Source organism: Lysobacter ciconiae (assembly GCF_015209725.1).
GTDB classification, from domain to species: Bacteria; Pseudomonadota; Gammaproteobacteria; order Xanthomonadales; family Xanthomonadaceae; genus Novilysobacter; species Novilysobacter ciconiae.
On sequence record NZ_CP063656.1, the window covers coordinates 849,422 to 868,189 of the forward strand.

Genomic DNA, 18,768 nt, shown 5'->3' on the forward strand with positions numbered 1-18,768 from the left:
ACGCGCCCTTAATGCCGTGGCGCGCATGGTGTTCCAGCAAGGCGCCGTCGGCGCTGCGTTGACCAGAAGGAGGCCTGCCGTGAGTGGAAACAACGTCGCAGATGATCTGAAATCGATGGCCCAGGATGTGGCCGACCTGGGCGCCGGATACGTCCGCATGGGGCGGCGCTGGCTGGAGATGCAGCGCAGGCAGGTGTCGGGCGCCTACGACGGCATGGCCAGCCGCGAAGTGCCGCCGCAGCCGGGCGAGGGACGTAGCCATCGCCGCGCCGGTCCGCACGGCTCGGCACGCGGGTCGTACAGCGGGGCAGGGGCAGGACCGGACACTTATCTGGACGATGACCTCAGTCCCGGCTACGCGTCGCCCGGACGCACCCAGCCCCCGTTTGGGGACATCACCGGTGGTAGCGACTCCGATTACCTGCCGCCGGGCAGCGCGTCCTATGGGCGCGCGAGCTATCGCGGCGTCGGACCGAAAAACTACACGCGCTCCGACCAGCGCATCACCGAAGACGTGTGCGAACGGCTCACCCGATGCGAGCATGTGGATCCCAGCGATGTCTCGGTCAATGTGTCCGGCGGGGTGGTTTCGCTGACCGGCACCGTCCGCGAGCGCTGGATGAAGCACCGGATCGAGGACCTTGCAGCCGCCTGCGACGGTGTCCGAAGCGTGGAAAACAGGGTTCAGGTACCGACGGCGGATCGGCCTTCCGAGGGTGTCTCGGCGGGAGATTCCACGTTGCCGGAAACGGACCTCTAGCGCCTGGCTGCAGCGGCTGGCGGGGTCGAGGTTGACCCCGCCCGCTTAGACGGCGGCAGGCAGCACCCGGACTTCGGCCCCTTCCACGCTGACCACCTGGCCCGCGCGTATCTTGCAGGTCTTGCGCAGCTCGACCTTCCCGTCCACGGCGACCGCGCCGCTGGCAACGATCTGCTTGCCGATGCCGCCGCTGTCGCACAGTCCGACCAGCTTCAGCAGCTGGTTCAGTTCCACGTACTCGTGGCCGTCATCGAGTTCGAATTCCAGTGATTCCATCGGGCGGTCGCTGCGGAAGGGTGGGTCAGGGTCGCAGCGGCTTGATTGGGACGCAAGCCGGGATGACCCGTGAAGCGCGGATGCAGCGCTGCAACCTGCGATCATGGCGCAATGACCAGCCACGACCCCCAGCACGCCTTCGCCAGCCTCGATCTGTCCGCCCAGCTTTTGCAGGGTGTGGACGCACTGGGCTATACCCAGCTCACTCCGGTACAGGCGCAGGCCCTGCCGGCAATCCTGGAGGGACGCGACGTCATCGCCCAGGCGCCGACCGGCAGCGGCAAGACCGCGGCGTTCGGACTCGGTGTCCTCAGCCGGGTGGATGCGACCCGGATCCAGACCCAGGCACTGGTGCTTTGTCCGACCCGTGAGCTCGCCGACCAGGTCGGACGGCAGCTGCGGAAGCTGGCGCTGGGTATTCCCAACCTGAAGCTGTCGGTGCTGTGCGGCGGCATGCCGCTGGCGCCTCAGCTGGCGTCGCTGGCCACCCACGATCCCCAGGTGGTGGTCGGCACGCCGGGGCGGATCCAGGAGCTGCTGCGCAAGAAGGCGCTGCATCTTCGCGGCGTGCATACGCTGGTGCTGGATGAGGCGGACCGCATGCTCGACATGGGCTTCGAGGACCAGATCCGCGAGATCGTCGGCAAGCTGCCCGCAGATCGGCAGGGCCTGATGTTCTCGGCGACGTTCCCGGACGCGATCCGCACCCTGGCCGGCGCGATGCTGCGCACGCCGCTGCAGGTCACTGTGGAATCGTCGGAAAGCCCGACCCGCATCCGCCAGCTGTTCTACGAAGTGGAGCCGGGCCGCAAGACGCCGCTGCTGGCGGCGCTGCTGCTGCAGTTCCGCCCGGAGTCGTGTGTGGTGTTCTGCAACATGCGCCGTGACACCGAGGAGGTCGTGGCTTCGCTTGCCCACTACGGATTCACGGCGCTGGCGCTGCACGGCGACATGGAGCAGCGCGATCGTGACGAGATCCTGCTGCGCTTTGCCAACCGCAGTTGCAGCGTGCTGGTCGCCAGTGACGTCGCCGCGCGCGGGCTGGATGTCGAGGACCTGGCCGCGGTGGTCAACTATGAGCTGCCGACGGACGCCGACACCTACGTGCACCGGATCGGGCGCACCGGTCGCGCCGGCCGGGAAGGGCTGGCGCTGAGCCTTTGTGCTCCCGCGGAAGTGTCGCGCGCCGACATGATCGCCCTGCATACCGGCACGCCGCTGGAGTGGGTGCGCGCAACACCGCTTGCCGGGAAGGCCGCCGGTGTGGTGCCGGCGGCGATGGTCACCTTGCGCATCGACGGCGGCAAGACCGACAAGCTGCGACCGGGCGACATCGTCGGCGCGCTGACCGGAGATGCGGGCCTGCCGTCGTCGGCGATCGGCAAGATCGACGTGTTCGCCAGGCGCTCCTATGTCGCCGTCGCCCGCGGCAAGGCCGACGCGGCGCTGGCCCGCCTGCGCGAAGGCAGGATCAAGAACCGGCGCTTCCGCATCCAGCGGATCTGACCCCGGGGCTAGTCGACGACGATCTTCGACTCGGCGGTGGCAAGCATCTCCGGATGCCCGCCGCGACGCGGCTTGCCCAGCAGCGGGTAGATGAACACCGCGATCAGGATGATCGCCACCCCGAGGTAGAACTGCAGGCTCAGCTCGTGCTGCTCGCCCAGCAGGAGGATGGCCAGTGCGATGGCGTAGACCGGTTCCAGGTTGACCGCCAGTTGCGCCGAGAACGCACTCATGTGGCGCAGCGCCGCCAGTGACAGCGCGAACGGCAACAGCGTGCAGCCCAACGCCAGCACGAGCAGCCAGCCGATGTCGCGCGCGCTGGGCAGCGTGAGCAGGTTGGTATCGCCCAGCACCGGCAGGACATACGGCAGCACCGGTGCCAGCAGCGTCAGCGCCAGGGTGCCCGCGCCCAGTTCCAGCGCGGTCACGGTCAGCGGATCGGCATGCTCGACCAGGCGCTTGTTAAGCGAACCGAACAGCGCCACCAGCAACGCCGACACCGCGCCGACGACAATGCCGATGCGCATGCCGTCAGGCACACCGCCGACCACCAAGGCCACTCCGGGCAGGACGGCCACGCCGAGCATGAAGTCGCGCCGCGAGAACCGGCTGCGCGCCAGCCACGGCTCGACCAGCGCAGTGAAGACGGTGGCCAGCGCAATGCACGTCGCGCCGATGGAGGCGTTGGACAGCTTGATCGCGGCGTAGAAGGTCAGCCAGTGCAGTGATACCAACACCCCGATGCCGGCGTAGGCCCACAGCAGCCGGCGGGGCATCGCGCGCAGTCCGCGCCACACCCGCGGCACCAGCGCCAGCGCTGCCGTCACCATCAGCATCCGCCACCACACCAGAGGCAGCGCGGCGAGCGTGATCACCTTGCCGAGGATGGCCGTGAAGCCCCACAACAGGACGCAGAAGTGGATCTGCAGGAAGGCTTTGTTGGTCGGGGTCATCGCATCGGGCCGCAGTCAGCGGCACATTGTGCGCAATGCAGCCAACCGTGGCGAGCGCGCCGGGGCTAGTGAACCGCTGCGCGGGTCTCGCCCTCGGGCTCGTCGAGCGACAGCCAGGGGTCGTAACTGCCAAACCACCACATGTGGCCTTCAATATCCAGGCAGCCGTAGCCGCGTCCGCCGTAGTCCTGGTTGGCGATGTCGCGGATGATTTCCGCGCCGGCGGCGATCGCGCGCGCGTAATGCGCGTCCGGATCGCGCACCACGACGCAACTGGTCTGGGTCTCGCGTCCGCCGATCTGGTCGGGCTGGACCATGCGCAGCCGCCAGCGATCGACCGGGTCGTTGGCGGCGAACTCGTCGCGCGCCGAAGCCAGCATCACCATGCCGCCCTCAAGAACCAGCTGCGCGTGGTGGACGTAGCGCTCGTCGGCGTGGACGGACAGGCGCCTGAATCCGAACGCTTCACACAACCAGTCGATCGCGACGTGGGCGTTGCGGTACTGCAGGCACGGGATGATCGTGCTGTTGGCCATGGGAATTACTCCCGGACGTCGGACTCGTCGGTTTCGAACTCGGCAAGCACGTCCAGCTTGAATGCAAGGGCTTCGACCGTCTCGCGTACGCGCTCCGCGGCCGCGTCGTCGGGCGCGTCCACCTCGATCACCTGCATTCCCGGGCCGCTGTCCTCGGACAGGCCGGCGGAGCTGGAGTCAGGATCGTCCATGTGCGGCATGAGGTCCTGGATCTCCTCCACGTGCTCGATCTCGGGGAGGCTGGCTAGCAGGTCGCGGATGGCACGGCTGGCATCGTCGCCGCCGGTGATCCTGATGCGTATCAGTGGCATGGGAAGCGCCTTGTGGGGAAGGTCGCTCAAGGCTAGGGAGCGCACGCGCAAAAGCACGTGACGGGCCCGCGGCAGATGGGGACGGCGTTCATCCGCGGCTGCGATCCAGGCTGCGCGGTGTGGCGTTCAGCCTTCCGGCATCTCGCGCACCGGCAGCGGCACGTTGCACAGGTCGATGTGGCCGGCGCTGGATTTGTACCAGTCGTCGCGCCGGTTGCGTCGGGCCTCGGTGACGGCCGCGAACGTGGCGCTGTCGGTCCGCAGCAACTGCAGGCGCTCGCGTTGGTCGGCCGGCAGCTCGCTCGCCAGGCGGATGGTCGCGATGGGGGTGCGTCGGGCCGGGTTGTCGTAGACGCCCATCGGTTCCGGCCCGCGCGGGGTGGCAGACAGGAACTCCATGCCGCGCACGACGCGGCCGACCAGGGTGATGTTGCGATCCAGCTGGCGCGGCGATTGGCCGATGACCACGTAAAGCTCTGCACCATTGCTGGAATCGGCCGCCATGTCACGGCCGGCACCGAGCGCCCCGTAACAATGCGTCATCCAGGCGCTACCACCCGCCGGATCCTGCGCGGCAGGGAAACCGTCGACAAAGCCGACCTGCGGCGCCCAGCCATCGGAATCGGCGAGGGCGGTGAATGCAAGCCCCGCCGCGGGGCGCTCAAACTCCGCCGGCAGGTGGGTCCGTGCACCGCCCAGCGAGCGGGCGCCGAGCTCGCCGGCATCCGGATCGCCGAACTGCACCACGAAGTTGTCCTGGGCACGGTAGATGCTCAGGTCGTCCCAGAAGTGTTCACGGGCGAGGGTGCGGATATTGGCCACGTGCTCGGGCGCGAAGCCGGGCGCCAGTTCGATGACCACGCGTCCGCCGGCCACGTCCATATACAGGATGTTGCCGGGATCGGGCGTGCGCCAGTCCGCGTCCGGTGAAGCGGCGAGGATCTCGCTGACCGACGGGGCCTTGATTGGAGCATCGGAGACGGCTGGCGTTTGCGCCTGGGCTGCGTGTGCCGTTGGCAAGCCGATGCAGGCGCCCACCAGGACGGATGAGAGCAGGGCCGACGACAACACGGTAGACGTCAGCAGGGCGGACAACGGCAGGCGTGGGCTTGGCAAGGGCGGCTCCTTTTTGGGCAAGCATACGGCAGTCGCCCGATTCTGACGGAATCCGCACGCGCCAGCCAATGCGGCCTGTGCGGCCAATGCCCGGGCGCGCCGCGCGCGCCCACCAATCAGTCGCGCAACGCGCTACGTAAACTCAGTCGGCGTATTTGGCGATGAAGTCACGCAGCTGCGGATAGACCTGTCCGCGCCAGCGGCGGCCGCTGAAGATGCCGTAGTGGCCGGCGCCCTCGATGGTGCTGTGCAGGTGGTCGGCCTCGGCGATGCCGGTGCACAGCTCGTGCGCCGCGCGGGTCTGGCCCTGGCCGGAAATATCATCCAGTTCGCCCTCGATCGTCATCAGCGCCGTGCCGGTGATCGCCGCCGGGTCCACGCGCTCACCGGCGACGTCCCACAGGCCGCGCGGCAACAGGTGGTCCTGGAACACGGTCTGGATGGTGTCCAGGTAGTAAGCCGCCGGCATGTCGAGCACCGCGTTGTAGTCGTCATAGAACTTGCGGTGCGACTGGGCGTCGTCCAGGTCGCCGTTGAGGACGTCCTGGTAGAACTTCATGTGCGACTGAGCGTGGCGCTCGGGATTCATCGCCATGAAGCCGGTGTGCTGGAGGAAGCCCGGATAGACGCGACGCCCGCGGCCCGGATAGTTGTGCGGGACTTCGTGGATCAGGTTCTCGCTGAACCACGACAGCGGCTTGTGCGTGGCCAGCTCGTTGACCTGGGTGGGGCTCTCGCGGGGGTCGATCGGCCCGCCCATCATCACCATCGAGCGCGGGGTCTGCTCGCCGCGCGAGGCCATCAGCGAAACCGCCGCAAGTACCGGCACCGTGGGCTGGCACACGCTCACCACGTGCAGGTTGTCGGCGCCGATGAAGCGGATGAATTCCTGGATGTAGGCGATGTAGTCGTCCAGGGTGAACTCACCCTCGCTGACCGGGATCATGCGTGCATCGGTCCAGTCGGTGATGTAGACCTTGTGGTCGCGCAGCATCGTGCGCACGGTGTCGCGCAGCAGCGTGCTGTGGTGACCCGACAGCGGGGCGACCACGAGGACGGGCGGCTGGCCGCGCATCTCGGTGAGGTTGCCGGCATCGTCGGTGTAGCGCTTGAAGCGCAGCAACCGGCAGAACGGCTTGTGCACCATCTCGCGCTCGATCACCGGATGCTCGACACCGTCGAACTCGATGGAGTGGATGCCGAACTCGGGTTTCTCGTAGTCCTTGCCGATGCGGTACATCAGCTCGCAGGCGGCTGCGAACTGGTCGGCGCCGGGAAGCTTGCCCAGCCACGTGTTGGAGCCGCCAAAAATCTTCGCGCACGCATCGGCCCAATAGGTCATCGGTGCCATCCACGCGCGGTTGAACTCGTGCATCTGGTAAAGCAGCATGTAAAGCCTTGGCAGAAAATTGGTGCGTTGCAGCGTAACGGAAACGAAGCGCTGGTACGTGAATCAGCGTCGCGGTTATCCTCAGTCGACCGCCTCCAGCGCCGCCAGGCCGGCCCGCATCGCGGGCCCCAGCCACAGGTGTGAACCCAGCGGATGCAGGCCGATGCGGGCGAACCGCTCGCGATAGAACTTCTCCGGGCGCGCCTGGAATCCCACCGTATCGCCGTCGATGCCGTCGCTGCGGGTGAAGGTCTCCAGGAACGCAACGCCCGCACAGAGGTCCGCCAGCGCCGGCAGCCCGCGATCCAGCTCGCGCGTGGGCAGGTAGTGCAGCACGTCGCTGCAGACCAGCAGGTCCACCGGGCCACACGGTCGCAGGTACTCGAAATCGCCGAAACGGGCCAGGTGCAGGTTGCGGCGCGCACCGAAGCGGCCGACCGCGTACTCGCTGCTGTCAAAACCCAGGTAGTCCAGTTTCGGTCGCAGCTTCAACAACGGCGCGCGCCACGCTCCTTCCCCGCACCCGATGTCGAGCACGCTGCGGATCGGTCGCTCAAGGTGGTACTCCGCGGTGGCGACGGCGAGGGCGACCTTGCGCGCGAGCCTCGCCGGGCCGCCGATCGCCGCGCCACGGGTTGCCGGGTCGCGGTACCACTGGTCGAAATAGGCCTGGTCGTAGTGTTTGCTCATCGGACTCGCTGCATCGGGGTCGGGGCGCACGCGCGCTGCGCGGCGTGCCATCCTAGCGCGCGAACCCGTCAGACAAGGACCGCCCGTCGCATGAACGCCTATCTCTGGACCAAGACCTTCCATCTCGTTTTCGTGATTGCCTGGATGGCGGCGGTGTTCTACCTGCCGCGCATCCTGGTCAATCTGGCCGAGGCCGGCGAGGAGCCCGCAGTGCGGGCGCGGCTGGGGCTGATGGGCCAGCGCCTGTACCGCTTCGGCCACGCCATGTTCGGGCTGTCGCTGGTTCTGGGCATCGTGCTTTGGCTGGGCTACCGGTTCCTGCCGGACTTCCCGACCATGGTGGTGTCGGGAAGCGGCTGGTTGCACGCCAAGCTGCTGCTGGTGGCGATGCTGCTCGCCTATTACATCTTCAGCGGGCGCTGGCTGAAAGGCATGCTGGCCGGGCGACCGTTGCCCTCGTCCAGGGCGCTGCGCTGGTTCAACGAGATACCCGTGCTGGTCCTGGTGGCGATCGTCTGGCTGGTGCTGGCAAAACCCTTCTAGGAACGCTCAGCCGCCGGCGCGGGACTTGAACCGTTCCTGCGCCGGCAGTTCCACCGGCACGCCGTCTGCATTGCAGGCACCGGCTGCGCAGACCGCGGCGCGCAGGTAGGGCGTGGACTGCAGCATGAAGTGGAAGATCGCGTTCTGCTCCACGCTGCCGCGCACCGCGCTGCTGCCCGGTCCGCGCGCCCAGATGCCGACATCGTCGCCGCCGTGTGACTCGGACGTGGCCGGGACCAGCGCTTCCTGCATGTAGTCCGGTGACGTCGTGTCCACCGAGGCCAGGTCGGGGCGGCCGGTGGCAGCCCGGTAGTTCTTTGCCGCGTGCGGGAAGGTTTTCGGTCCGGCCGGCTGGGCATCGCTGGCGCCGGTGTAGCCCGGGCCATTGGAGTAGCTCAGGGTGGTGTAGGGCATGCCGCGGGCGTCAAGGGTCAGCACGCGCTCGCCATCCTTGGGCTCGTGCACCTTGTCGAGGATCGGGTTGCCGCGCGCCGGGTAGCCGACAAAGCTGAGGGTGTGGGCATGGTCGGCGGTCACCAGGATCAGGGTGTCCTCGGCGGAGGTGAGCGTGTTGGCGACCTCGACCGCTTCGGCCATCGCGATGGTGTCAGTGAGCGCGCGGTAGGCGTTGCCCTGGTGATGGGCGTGGTCGATGCGGCCGCCTTCGACCAGCAGCACGAAGCCGTTGGGGTTGCGCGACAGGCGGGCGATCGCCGCCGCGGTCATCTCCGCCAGGCTGGGTTCGCCTGCGGCATCGCCCGCGCGGTCGTGTTCGTATTGCATGTGGCTGGGTTCAAACAGGCCCAGCAGCGGCTGGTCGATCGGCGCGGCGGCAAACTGCTCGGCATTCCAGACATAGCTGCCCGAGGGGTGGCGCTGCTTCCAGCTTGCGATCAGGTCGCGTCCATCGGCGCGGCGGCCGGATTGCTGCGGGTACTCGGGATCGGTCTGGGTGGCCGGCATGAAGTTGGTCCGGCCGCCGCCCATCAGCACGTCCGGGCCGTGCCCGTAGGGCGTCTCGATCAACTGGCGCGCGATGTCCACGCAGCCGGCGGCCAGCGCCTCGGCCGGCATCGCTGCATCCGACTCCCAGCCACGATCGGCCGAGTGGGTGAAGGTGGCGGCCGGGGTGGCGTGGGTGACCCGCGTGGTGGTGACCACGCCGGTCGCCATGCCGCTGCCCGCGGCGAGTTGCCACAGGGTGATCATCGGCGCTGCGAGCGCGCCCTTGCAGTCGCCCAGCTGTGGCGACTGGCCGATGCTGATCACGCCGGCGCGGGTCTTAACGCCGGTCGCCATGGCGCTCATCGTGCCTGCGGAATCGGGGGTCTGCAGGTCGGTGTTGTAGGTCTTGCTCAGCGCGGTGGCCGGGAAATGTTCCCAGCTCAGGCGATTGTCCTCGCCCGCGCCACCCTTGCGCTGGCCGTCCAGGATGCGCGCGGCCGCGACCGTCGGCAGGCTCATGCCGTCGCCCACGAACAGGATCACGTTCTTCGCCTGTCCGCGCATCGCGCCGCGCTGGGCCGCCTGCGCGGCGCCATCGCGGAACCACCACGGCGCGCTTTCGTCCTGCGGCCGCTGGATCCGTGGCACGTCCACATTCACGGCCTCGGTGACGACCGGCGCCGTTGCCGGCGCGATGGATGGCGACGTGGTCGCGCACGCGGCCACCAGCAGGGCAGGGGCGAGGACGAGGCAGGCGGTTCGCAGCGGGGCGTGGTTGTGCATGGAGGGGTCACGGGCAGTTGCAGAACGCACCATTATGGCCCGCAACTGTTGCGCCGGCTGTGCCGGTTCGTCTTGCTGGTGTGTTCGCAGGCAGCGCTTCGCTCGGCTATCGTGCATTTCGACCCTTGATTGGCAATGCGATGACGATGGTTTCCTGGTGGCTGTCGATTCCCTTCTGGAAGCGCGTGCTCGCGGGCTTTGTGTTTGGCGCACTGGCCGGCTGGCTGTTCGGTCCGGCCGCAGAACCCTGGTTCGGCCCGCTGGGCACGGTGTACGTGACCCTGATCCGGATGATCGCGGTGCCGCTGGTGCTGTTCGCTGTGATCAACGCGGTGGCGTCCCTGCACGGGCAGAAATCCGTTGCCGCGCTGGGCGGGCGCACGTTCGCCTGGTTTGCCGCGACCGCGGCGCTGGCTGTCTGCGTGGGGCTGGGCGTCGGCTGGGTGCTGCAGCCGGGCGCGGGCGTGACCGGGCTGACCGTCGCCGCCGATTACGAGGTGCGGGTCGTGCCGTCGGTGGTCGAGGTGCTGCTGGACGTGGTCCCGGGCAACCCGTTTGCCGCGCTGGCGGAGGGCAAGATCCTCCAGGTGATCGTGTTTGCCGGCTTGGTGGGGTTCGCGCTGGTGAAGCTGGGCGAGCGCACCACCGGACTGCGCAAACTGGCCGGCGAGGCCAGCGAGACGATGATCCAGATCACCCGCTTCGTACTGGAGATGACGCCGCTGGGAACGTTCGGCCTGATCGCCGCGCTGGTGGGCGCCTACGGCTTCGAGAAGTTGCTGCCGCTGGGCATGTTCGTTTTCGCGCTGTATCTGGCCTGCGCGCTGCATATCGTGTTCGTCTACGGCAGCCTGCTCCTAAGTCACGGGCTCAATCCGCTGCGCTTCTTCCGTGGCGCCGCGCCGGCGATGCAGGTGGCGTTCGCGAGTTCATCGAGCTTCGCCTCGATGCCCGCGGCGATGCGCGCGGTGACCCACAACCTGGGCGTGGACAAGGATTACACCGCTTTCGCGGTGCCGCTGGGGGCGAGCATCAAGATGGACGGCTGCGGGGCGATCTACCCGGCCCTGACCAGCCTGTTCGTGGCCCAGTACTTCGATCTGCAGCTGGAGCCCACGCAGTACCTGGTGATCATGCTGGCCTCGGTGCTGGGCAGCTTCGGCACCGCGGGCGTGCCGGGCACCGCGATCGTGATGGTCACCCTGGTGCTGTCGGCCGCGGGCCTGCCGCTGGAAGGCATCGGCTACCTGGTGGCGATCGACCGCGTGCTGGACATGGCGCGCACGACAACCAACGTCACCGGGCAAATGCTGGTGCCGGTGCTGGTGGCGCGTGAGACCGGCATGCTCGACATGGAGATCTACAACCGCGCCTCGACCAATATCGGCATGCTGGAAGGCGATCAGCCCCGCGAGTAGCTCCACGACACCAGCCGGCCGCCCTTGTAGGGCATCACGCCGTGGAAGGGCTGCGGGTTGTCGTCGAAGACCATCGGCAGGAACTCGCGGTCGCCCTCCCACATCGGCACCTCATGCAGGCGGTCCAGCGGCAGCCACTCCAGGCTGCCTTCGTGGTTTTCAGTGAACGCGGTGCCGCTGTAGCGGGTGATCAGGAACACGAAGCCGAGCCAGTCCTCGCCCTGCTTGCCGAACCCCGGCCAGTTGATGGTGCCGCGCAACTGCACCTGCTCGCACTGGATGCCGGCTTCCTCGAATATTTCCCGGCGCATCCCGGCGGCGATGTCCTCGCCGCTTTCAAGCTTGCCGCCCAGGCCGTTGTACTTGCCCAGATGCTGGTCATCCGGGCGCGCGTTGCGGTGGATGAGCAGCACCTCGCGCCCGTCGTGGGAGAGGACGTAGCCCAGGGTGGCGGCAATCGGGGTGTACGGCATCAGCGCGCGACCTGTTGCTTCGCCAATTCCTGCTCGAATGCCTGCTGCGCCTGGGCGGCGTACTCGCGGCAGCTCATCGGGCGGGGCTGCGGGTCGTCGGTGGCTGCAGGTGCCCAGCCCACGCCTTCGGGATGCGGGGCGATCAGCAGGTCGCAGGGCAGATTGGCAACGGTCGCGAAGCCTTGCCGGTACGCCTCCAGGATGCGCGGGAAGCGTGGGTTGTCGAACAACCGGTAGCCCGGTGCGCTGAGGCTGTCGGCGTAGGCGATCTGCAAGGGCTTGCTGTCGCGGGTGTCGGTCCAGGTCCAGCTCATCGAGCCGGGGGTATGCGCTGGCGTGAAGTGGACGGTGAACGAGGTGCCGCCCAGTTCGACGCTTTCGCGGTCCTGCAGCAGCCGGTCGGCCTGCGCTGGCGGGAAGAGGATCCTGTCGTCGTAGTGGATATCGTCGATGCCGCCGCGCGCCAGCAGCACCGCGGACTCCGCATTGCTGACCAGCGTCGCGCCGGTGGCACGCTTGAGCGCCGCCAGTGGGCCGGCGTGGTCGGCGTGGGCGTGGCTGTGCAGGATCAGTTTGACCGACCCGATCGGGGTGCCGGTGGCCACGATGTTTTCCAGCAGCATGTCCGCCGCCTGGGCGACGCCGCCATCGATCACCACCGCACCCTCGGGCGTCACGACCAGCAGCGCGCTCAGACCCTCGGTGCCGATGTACCAGGTGTGGTCGGCGACACGAAACGGGGTGACCGGCTGCCGCCATGCTTCGCGGGTCTGGTAGCCGGTCGCCTGGGGCAGGACCGGCGCGGCGGCAAATGCAGAGCCGAAGGTCAGCGCGGCGCAGGCGAGCACAAGCGGGCGGAGCAGGTGCATGGTGAAATCTGTTGGCGGCAGGAGTGGGGCAGTGTCGATGACTGAACTGCGCAAGTCCATGCTGTGGCCGCCTGCCGGCGATTGCACCACTGCACGACTGCCGCAAGACCGCGCCAACCCCCCGAACGCAAGCACTGCCAAGCTGCGCATAATTGCCGATCGATCCGATGAGGAGTACCCAATGCCCGCAAACGCGCACGTTTCATTTTGCCTGACCCCAGCCCGGCGCCGACCGGCAGCGGTGGCTATCCGCGGGGCCGCGGCGTGATCGGCAGCCAGCGCGAGCTGACCCTGCGTTTCCTCGCCGAACCGGCTGATGTGAACTACGGTGGCAAGGTGCACGGCGGCGTGGTGATGAAGTGGATCGATCAGGCCGGGTACGCAGCCGCGGTCGGCTGGAGCGGCACCTACAGCGTGACCGTCGCCGTGGGCGGCATCCGCTTCATGGCACCGATCCGGATCAGTGACCTTGTAACGGTGCGCACCAAGCTGGTCCACACCGGCACCAGCAGCATGCATTTCTCGGTGGAGGTCGCCGCCCGGGACCCAATGGGCGGCGAGCCGCGCCTGTGCACTCACTGCGTGATCGTGTTCGTCGCCCTTGATGGGGTAGAGGGAGAGCCGACCGCGGTGCCTGCCTGGGAGCCGGTGAGCGAGGACGATCGCGAGCTGGCCGAGTACGCGCAGCAGGTCATGGCGCTCAGCAAGGGAATCGAGCAGACCGTGGAGCGCTACCGGCAGGCGCACGACGCCCACGACGCCTGAGCGCTCCCACGCGGTTTTCGCAAATTGGCGGACCCGGAAACGAAGCAGCCGCCCGGAGGCGGCTGATTCTGCAAATGCGGGTCGGTTCGGCGTATCGCCCGGCGTATTGCCCGGGGAATCAGCTGCCGGCCAGTCGTCGCGCCTGCATGTACTTGCCGCTCCAGTAGCCCTTTTCCAGGCTGGAGACCATCACGTCCTTGCCGGTGCTCGGCGCATGCACGAAGCGGCCTTCGCCGACGTAGATGCCGACGTGGTCGATCCGGCCCTTGCGCCCGAAGAACACCAGGTCGCCCTCGGCGAGCTCCTTCTTGCTGGCAACGAGTTCGCCGGAGTTGGCCTGCTCGCGCGACACCCGCGGCAGGTCGATGCCCATCGCATTGCGGAACACGTAGCTGACCAGGCCGCTGCAATCAAAGCCCTTGTCGGGCGTGTTGCCGCCCCAGCGGTACGGGGTGCCCAGCAGGGTCAGCGCGCGCTGCAGGATGTTGCGTGCGCTGTGGTCGGGTGGGGTGTAGTCCTCGGCGACGGCGGCGGCCTTGCCTGAAGCCAACATGCCGCTGATGTCGCTGGCCAGGCTCAGGGCCCGGTCCGGCATGCTCATGGCATCCGGCATCATCACCGGCATGTCGGCCATCGAAGGCATGGGCGCCTCCGTGGACTGCGTCGCCAGCGCCGGCAGCGCGGGAAGCGCCAGCAGTGCTGCAAGGAAGAGGGAGAAACCTGCCGGCCGACGTCGGGCGGAGGTGGCTGTGGTGCGCGCTGGGCGGCTTGATAGGAGTGTCGTCACGCGGTCATCACTGAAACAGGACGGGGCGATCATGCACTCCAAACGCTGCCGTGACGTTTAGATTCCGTAAAAGTTTCGTTAAACGGTGTGAAGGGAATGCGAAAACTGCGCATTCAGTTCACTCAATCACCCGCTTGGCGCCGGTGTAGTGGTCACGCCAGTAGGCGCCGTCCAGATGATCCAGGCGGACCGTGCCACCGCTGCTGGGAGCGTGCACGAAACGCCCGTCGCCGACATAGATGCCGACGTGGCTTACCTGCCCGCGGCTGCCGAAAAAGACCAGGTCGCCTGCCGTGAGCTGGCGTGGCTGGATCTTCTGCCCCTGGTAGGCGGCCAGCGCGCTTGACGAGCGCGGCAGCTTCTTGCGCAGCATGTCGTCGTAGACGTAGTTGACCAGGCCGCTGCAGTCAAAGCCCGACTGTGGCGTGTTGCCACCGTAGCGGTAGGGCGTGCCGACCAGGCTGATCGCCCGCATCAACACCGAATTGGAGGCACCCGGATCGACGGGCGCGTTGCTCCCCCAATCGCGACCGGGGGCCGGAGCCGGCGCCTTGGATCGCACCGATTTGCCGCCACCGCCGCAACCCGCCAGCACGCTGGCCAGGACAAGGAGCTGCAGCCAGCGCCAGGGTGCCTGCAGGATCGCTGCTGGCGCGGGGGCGGGGATGCCGGGATAATGCGCGGCTTTCGTCACGGCATGTAGCTTCCCTGCTTTTGTCGTTGGCGGCAACCTGCCTTTCGTCCTGCTTCCCACGAGTACCGCCATGAAAATCGAGAAAGACCGCGTCGTCAGCTTCCATTACTCCGTCGCCGAGCAGGGCAGCGATGTGATCGAAACCTCCGAAGGCCGCGAGCCGCTGGTGATCCTGGTGGGCCACGGCAACATCATCCCGGGCCTGGAAAAAGCGATGGAAGGCCACGAGGCCGGCGACAGGATCACCGCCGATGTGAGTGCCGCCGATGCCTACGGCGACGTCCAGGAAGGCATGATCCAGCGCGTGCCGAAGAAGTACTTCAAGGGCACCCGTCTTGCCCCGGGCATGCAGGTGACCCTGCAGACCAAGTTCGGCCCGCGTCCGGTGACGGTGCAGAAGGTCGGCATGAGCGTGGTCGACGTCGACCTCAACCACCCGATGGCCGGCAAGGACCTGAGCTTCAACATCGAGATCATCGACGTGCGCGAGGCGCAGGCCGAGGAGATCGAGCACGGCCACGTCCACGGCGACGGCGGCCACCAGCACTGAGAACGGGCGGCGGTCATGGATACCTTTGAACTGCACCGCGGCACGACGGCGTTGCTGGTCAGCCTGCCGCACGACGGCAGCGCCATCCCTGACGCCCTGGCCGAACGCATGACCCTCGGCGCGCGCACCGCGCCGGACACCGACTGGCACGTGTCCCGCCTGTACGCGTTCGCCCGCCAACTGGGCGCATCGGTGCTGGTGCCGCGCTACTCGCGCTACGTGGTCGACCTGAACCGTCCCGCCGATGACGTATCGCTGTATCCCGGACAGAACACCACCGGCCTTTGCCCGACCGTGCGGTTCAACGGCGAGCCCGTGTACGTGGAGGGCGAGGCGCCGACCCGGGCGGAGATCACCGAGCGCGTGCGGCGCTACTGGAAGCCCTACCACGACGCCCTGCAGGCAGAGCTCGAGCGGCTCGTGACGGACCACGGCCGGGCGCTGCTGTGGGAAGGCCACTCGATTCGCGGCAGCAATCTGCCCTACCTGTTTCCCGACCGGCTGCCCGACCTCAACCTGGGCACCGCCGATGGCGCCAGCTGTTCGCCGCAGGTCCAACTCGGCCTGGAGGCGGTGCTGGGCGAGCAGCGTGAGTACGACTGGGTCGCCAACGGCCGCTTCAAGGGCGGCTACATCACGCGCCACTACGGCGCTCCGGAGAACGGCGTGAACGCGGTGCAGCTGGAGATCAGCCAGCGCTGCTACATGGACGAGGACTCCACGCGCTACCTGCCCGAGCGCGCCGCGCCCCTGCAGCGCCTGCTCGAGGATCTGCTGGTGAATGCGCTGGCAATGACCGCCCAGCGCTGATTGGCTGGCCTGCCTAGACCTCCAGCGTCGCCAGATCGCCCTTGTCTTCCAGCCAGGCCTTGCGGTCGCCGGCGCGCTTGCGTGCCAGCAGCATGTCCATCAGCGCGTGGGTCTGCGTGCCTTCTTCCACGGTCAGCTGGACCAGCCGGCGGGTGTCGGGATGGATGGTCGACTCGCGCAGCTGCGAGGGGTTCATCTCGCCCAGGCCCTTGAAGCGGGTGACGTTGACCGTGCCGGCCGAGCCCTTTTTGCGCTCGGCCTTCTCGCGCTCGATCTTCTCCAGCAGGATCCGCTTCTCCTCCTCGTCCAGGGCGTAGAACACCTGCTTGCCCAGGTCGACCCGGAACAGCGGCGGCATCGCCACGAATACGTGGCCGGCAGCCACCAGCGCGGGGAAATGCTGCAGGAACAGCGCGCACAGCAAGGTCGCGATGTGCAGGCCGTCCGAATCCGCGTCCGCCAGGATCACGACCTTGCCGTAACGCAGCCCGCTCAGGTCGTCCTTGCCCGGATCGCAGCCGATCGCCACGGCGATGTCGTGCACTTCCTGCGAGGCCAGCACGCTGCCGGAGGCGACCTCCCAGGTGTTCAGGATCTTGCCGCGCAGGGGCAGGATCGCCTGGAAGTCCTTGTCGCGCGCCTGCCGCGCGCTGCCGCCGGCCGAGTCGCCCTCGACCAGGAACAATTCGGTGCGTGAGAGGTCCTGGCTGATGCAGTCCGCCAGCTTGCCGGGCAGGGCCGGGCCCTGGGTGACCTTCTTGCGGGTGATCTGCTTCTCGGTCTTCAGGCGCGCGCTGGCCCGCTCGATCGCCAGCTGCGCGATCCGCTCGCCCAGCTCGACGTTCTGGTTGAGCCACAGGGTGAAGGCGTCCTGCGCGGCGGCCTCCACGAAGCCGGCGGTCTGGCGGGAGCTCAGGCGCTCCTTGGTCTGGCCGCTGAACTGCGGGTCCAGCAGTTTGACGCTGAGCACGAAGGCGACGCGGTCCCAGACATCCTCCGGGGCCAGCTTGACCCCGCGCGGGAGCAGGCTGCGGACGTCGCAGAAACCGCGCAGGGCGTCGGTGAAGCCGCTGCGCAGACCGTTGACGTGGGTGCCGTGCTGCGCGGTCGGGATCAGGTTGACGTAGCTCTCCTGGACCAGCTCCCCGTCAGGCGCCCAGGCCACCGCCCAGTCGACCGTCTCCGAATCCTTCTCCAGCTTGCCGACAAACAGCTCGGGCGGAAGCAACTCGCGCGCGGGGTGGTCGGCGCGCAGCTCGTCGAGCAGGTAGTCGCTCAGGCCGTCGGCGTAGTGCCACTCCAGGCGCTCGTCAGTGGCCTCGTCCAGCAGCTTCACGGTCAGGCCCGGGCACAGCACCGCCTTGGCGCGCAACAAGTGCTTGAGGGCGCGCAGGTTGAACTTCGGGGTGTCGAAGTACTTGGGATCGGGCCAGAAGTGCAGGCGCGTGCCGGTGTTGCGGCGCCCGACGCTGCCCAGGGTTTCAAGCTCGGTGACCCGCTCGCCGTCGGCGAAACCCATCCGCTGCTCGATGCCGTCGCGCTTGATGGTGACATCCAGGCGCGTCGACAGGGCATTGACCACGCTGACGCCCACGCCGTGCAAACCGCCGGAGAAGGTGTAGTTCTTGTTGCTGAACTTTCCGCCGGCGTGCAGGCGGGTCAGGATCAACTCCACCCCGGGCACGCCTTCCTCCGGGTGGATGTCCACCGGCATGCCCCGTCCATCGTCGCTGACCTCGCAGCTGCCGTCGGCGTGCATCACCACCTCGATCGTCCTGGCGTGCCCGGCCAGCGCCTCGTCCACGGCGTTGTCGATGACCTCCTGGGCCAGGTGGTTGGGCCGGGTGGTGTCGGTGTACATGCCGGGGCGACGCTTGACCGGGTCCAGCCCGGAGAGGACTTCGATGTCGGCGGCGTCGTAGCGGTTGTTCATCAGGCAGCGGTTCGCGTTGGGTCGGGAGAAGTCAGCTCGCCAGAATGGCGGGCGGCACCGTGGATGGTCAAGGAAGCAAAGGTCGGAAGCCGATTGGACGACCGTCACGATGCGGTGGTGAAAGCGGTCCCGGACTTGGCGGCTTCCATAACGGGGCGTGAAATCGGGCCGCGTAAAGGTCCCGTTATTCAGTATTTGGCAGGGTCGGCGCCGGTAGGTTCGTCGGCGTCGCTGAGGGGAGCGGCAGTGATCCAGGACGGCAGTCGCCATCCGCACACCCCACCAAGGAGATGTACCCAGATGAATATCCGCAAGCTTGTGTTGCCGACCATGATCGCCGCCCTGATGGCCGCTCCGGCCGCGTTCGCCCAGTCCGCCGATCTCGACGCCCAGGCCCAGGCCCAGCAGGCGCAGGCCGCTGCCGCCCAGGCAGAAGCCCAGGCCGTGCAGGCCGAGGCGCAGGCCGCCGCTGCCGCCGAGCAGGCCAATGCTGCTGAGCAGAGCGCCGACGTCGCGCAGGACCGTGCGGACTTCAGTGCCGAAGCCGCCGCCCAGGAGCAGGCCGTCGAGCCTGAAGAGGAAGACGAGCGCAACTGATCGCGCCATGCGATGAGGTCACCGACGCCCCGGCTTGCCGGGGCGTCTTTCGTTGGCCTTCCG

Annotated in this window: 21 protein-coding genes; 8 read left to right on the forward strand and 13 right to left on the reverse strand. The window is 67.8% G+C overall.

Annotated elements, in window-relative coordinates; all coding sequences use genetic code 11:
• Window positions 1-25: 25 nt before the first annotated feature.
• The gene (locus tag INQ41_RS03850; protein ID WP_193986372.1) at window positions 26-760 is read left to right on the forward strand and encodes a BON domain-containing protein; all 735 of its coding nucleotides are present in this window, start codon (window positions 26-28) and stop codon (window positions 758-760) included.
• A 45-nt stretch (window positions 761-805) separates the two neighbouring features.
• Here INQ41_RS03850 and INQ41_RS03855 read toward each other — a convergent pair whose 3' ends face one another.
• Window positions 806-1,036, reverse strand: coding sequence for an RNA-binding S4 domain-containing protein (locus INQ41_RS03855; RefSeq protein ID WP_193986373.1), 231 nt, complete (start codon window positions 1,034-1,036; stop codon window positions 806-808).
• A 111-nt stretch (window positions 1,037-1,147) separates the two neighbouring features.
• Between INQ41_RS03855 and dbpA the strand changes: the two genes are divergently transcribed.
• Window positions 1,148-2,542 (forward strand): ATP-dependent RNA helicase DbpA, encoded by a 1,395-nt coding sequence (gene dbpA / locus INQ41_RS03860; protein ID WP_193986375.1) that lies wholly within the window; start codon window positions 1,148-1,150, stop codon window positions 2,540-2,542.
• An 8-nt stretch (window positions 2,543-2,550) separates the two neighbouring features.
• Here dbpA and INQ41_RS03865 read toward each other — a convergent pair whose 3' ends face one another.
• From INQ41_RS03865 to INQ41_RS03890, 6 genes are all read right to left on the reverse strand, one after another.
• Window positions 2,551-3,495 (reverse strand): DMT family transporter, encoded by a 945-nt coding sequence (locus tag INQ41_RS03865; RefSeq protein ID WP_193986377.1) that lies wholly within the window; start codon window positions 3,493-3,495, stop codon window positions 2,551-2,553.
• 65 nt (window positions 3,496-3,560) lie between these two features.
• A complete protein-coding gene (locus tag INQ41_RS03870) occupies window positions 3,561-4,031 on the reverse strand; it encodes a VOC family protein (RefSeq protein WP_193986379.1) in 471 nt (156 codons plus the stop codon).
• Window positions 4,032-4,036: 5 nt separating this feature from the next.
• Entirely contained in the window at window positions 4,037-4,342 is a 306-nt protein-coding gene (locus INQ41_RS03875; RefSeq protein ID WP_193986381.1) for a hypothetical protein, read from the reverse strand.
• Between the two features lie 126 nt (window positions 4,343-4,468).
• Window positions 4,469-5,428, reverse strand: coding sequence for a peptidylprolyl isomerase (locus INQ41_RS03880; RefSeq protein ID WP_193987202.1), 960 nt, complete (start codon window positions 5,426-5,428; stop codon window positions 4,469-4,471).
• 172 nt (window positions 5,429-5,600) lie between these two features.
• The gene (locus INQ41_RS03885) at window positions 5,601-6,845 is read right to left on the reverse strand and encodes a polyhydroxyalkanoate depolymerase (RefSeq protein ID WP_193987203.1); all 1,245 of its coding nucleotides are present in this window, start codon (window positions 6,843-6,845) and stop codon (window positions 5,601-5,603) included.
• A gap of 84 nt (window positions 6,846-6,929) precedes the next feature.
• The gene (locus INQ41_RS03890; RefSeq protein ID WP_193986383.1) at window positions 6,930-7,538 is read right to left on the reverse strand and encodes a class I SAM-dependent DNA methyltransferase; all 609 of its coding nucleotides are present in this window, start codon (window positions 7,536-7,538) and stop codon (window positions 6,930-6,932) included.
• Window positions 7,539-7,628: 90 nt separating this feature from the next.
• On the opposite strand from INQ41_RS03890, the gene INQ41_RS03895 reads away from it, so the two are divergent.
• On the forward strand, window positions 7,629-8,081 hold the full coding sequence (locus INQ41_RS03895; RefSeq protein ID WP_193986385.1) for a CopD family protein: 453 nt from the start codon (window positions 7,629-7,631) through the stop codon (window positions 8,079-8,081).
• A 6-nt stretch (window positions 8,082-8,087) separates the two neighbouring features.
• On the opposite strand, the gene INQ41_RS03900 is transcribed toward INQ41_RS03895, so the two are convergent.
• Window positions 8,088-9,809: an alkaline phosphatase gene (locus INQ41_RS03900; RefSeq protein WP_193986387.1), complete on the reverse strand. Its 1,722-nt coding sequence runs from the start codon at window positions 9,807-9,809 to the stop codon at window positions 8,088-8,090.
• 140 nt (window positions 9,810-9,949) lie between these two features.
• On the opposite strand from INQ41_RS03900, the gene INQ41_RS03905 reads away from it, so the two are divergent.
• Window positions 9,950-11,227 (forward strand): dicarboxylate/amino acid:cation symporter, encoded by a 1,278-nt coding sequence (locus tag INQ41_RS03905; RefSeq protein WP_193986388.1) that lies wholly within the window; start codon window positions 9,950-9,952, stop codon window positions 11,225-11,227.
• Here the strand turns inward: INQ41_RS03905 and INQ41_RS03910 are convergent.
• Window positions 11,212-11,700 carry an NUDIX hydrolase gene (locus INQ41_RS03910; protein WP_193986390.1) on the reverse strand — a complete coding sequence of 163 codons (489 nt, stop codon included), beginning with the start codon at window positions 11,698-11,700 and terminating at the stop codon, window positions 11,212-11,214. The two genes, INQ41_RS03905 and INQ41_RS03910, sit on opposite strands and share 16 nt — an antisense overlap.
• Complete coding sequence (bla, locus tag INQ41_RS03915; protein WP_193986392.1) at window positions 11,700-12,569, reverse strand: subclass B3 metallo-beta-lactamase; 870 nt, start codon at window positions 12,567-12,569, stop codon at window positions 11,700-11,702. Before bla ends, INQ41_RS03910 begins: the two co-directional genes overlap by 1 nt.
• Window positions 12,570-12,833: 264 nt before the next feature.
• On the opposite strand from bla, the gene INQ41_RS03920 reads away from it, so the two are divergent.
• Window positions 12,834-13,334, forward strand: a complete 501-nt coding sequence (locus INQ41_RS03920) for an acyl-CoA thioesterase (protein WP_193987204.1) — start codon at window positions 12,834-12,836, stop codon at window positions 13,332-13,334.
• Window positions 13,335-13,452: 118 nt separating this feature from the next.
• Here the strand turns inward: INQ41_RS03920 and INQ41_RS03925 are convergent, their stop codons facing one another.
• Both INQ41_RS03925 and INQ41_RS03930 read right to left on the reverse strand, forming a co-directional pair.
• Window positions 13,453-14,154: a C40 family peptidase gene (locus tag INQ41_RS03925; protein WP_193986394.1), complete on the reverse strand. Its 702-nt coding sequence runs from the start codon at window positions 14,152-14,154 to the stop codon at window positions 13,453-13,455.
• Between the two features lie 85 nt (window positions 14,155-14,239).
• Complete coding sequence (locus INQ41_RS03930; RefSeq protein ID WP_407074262.1) at window positions 14,240-14,764, reverse strand: C40 family peptidase; 525 nt, start codon at window positions 14,762-14,764, stop codon at window positions 14,240-14,242.
• 121 nt (window positions 14,765-14,885) lie between these two features.
• Here INQ41_RS03930 and INQ41_RS03935 point away from each other — a divergent pair, with 121 nt between their 5' ends.
• Window positions 14,886-15,365: an FKBP-type peptidyl-prolyl cis-trans isomerase gene (locus INQ41_RS03935; RefSeq protein ID WP_193986398.1), complete on the forward strand. Its 480-nt coding sequence runs from the start codon at window positions 14,886-14,888 to the stop codon at window positions 15,363-15,365.
• Window positions 15,366-15,380: 15 nt separating this feature from the next.
• Window positions 15,381-16,175 carry an N-formylglutamate deformylase gene (gene hutG, locus INQ41_RS03940; protein WP_193986399.1) on the forward strand — a complete coding sequence of 265 codons (795 nt, stop codon included), beginning with the start codon at window positions 15,381-15,383 and terminating at the stop codon, window positions 16,173-16,175.
• Between the two features lie 13 nt (window positions 16,176-16,188).
• On the opposite strand, the gene parE is transcribed toward hutG, so the two are convergent.
• On the reverse strand, window positions 16,189-18,108 hold the full coding sequence (gene parE, locus INQ41_RS03945; RefSeq protein ID WP_193986401.1) for a DNA topoisomerase IV subunit B: 1,920 nt from the start codon (window positions 18,106-18,108) through the stop codon (window positions 16,189-16,191).
• Between the two features lie 300 nt (window positions 18,109-18,408).
• Here parE and INQ41_RS03950 point away from each other — a divergent pair, with 300 nt between their 5' ends.
• Window positions 18,409-18,705, forward strand: coding sequence for a hypothetical protein (locus INQ41_RS03950; RefSeq protein WP_193986403.1), 297 nt, complete (start codon window positions 18,409-18,411; stop codon window positions 18,703-18,705).
• Window positions 18,706-18,768 lie beyond the last annotated feature (63 nt).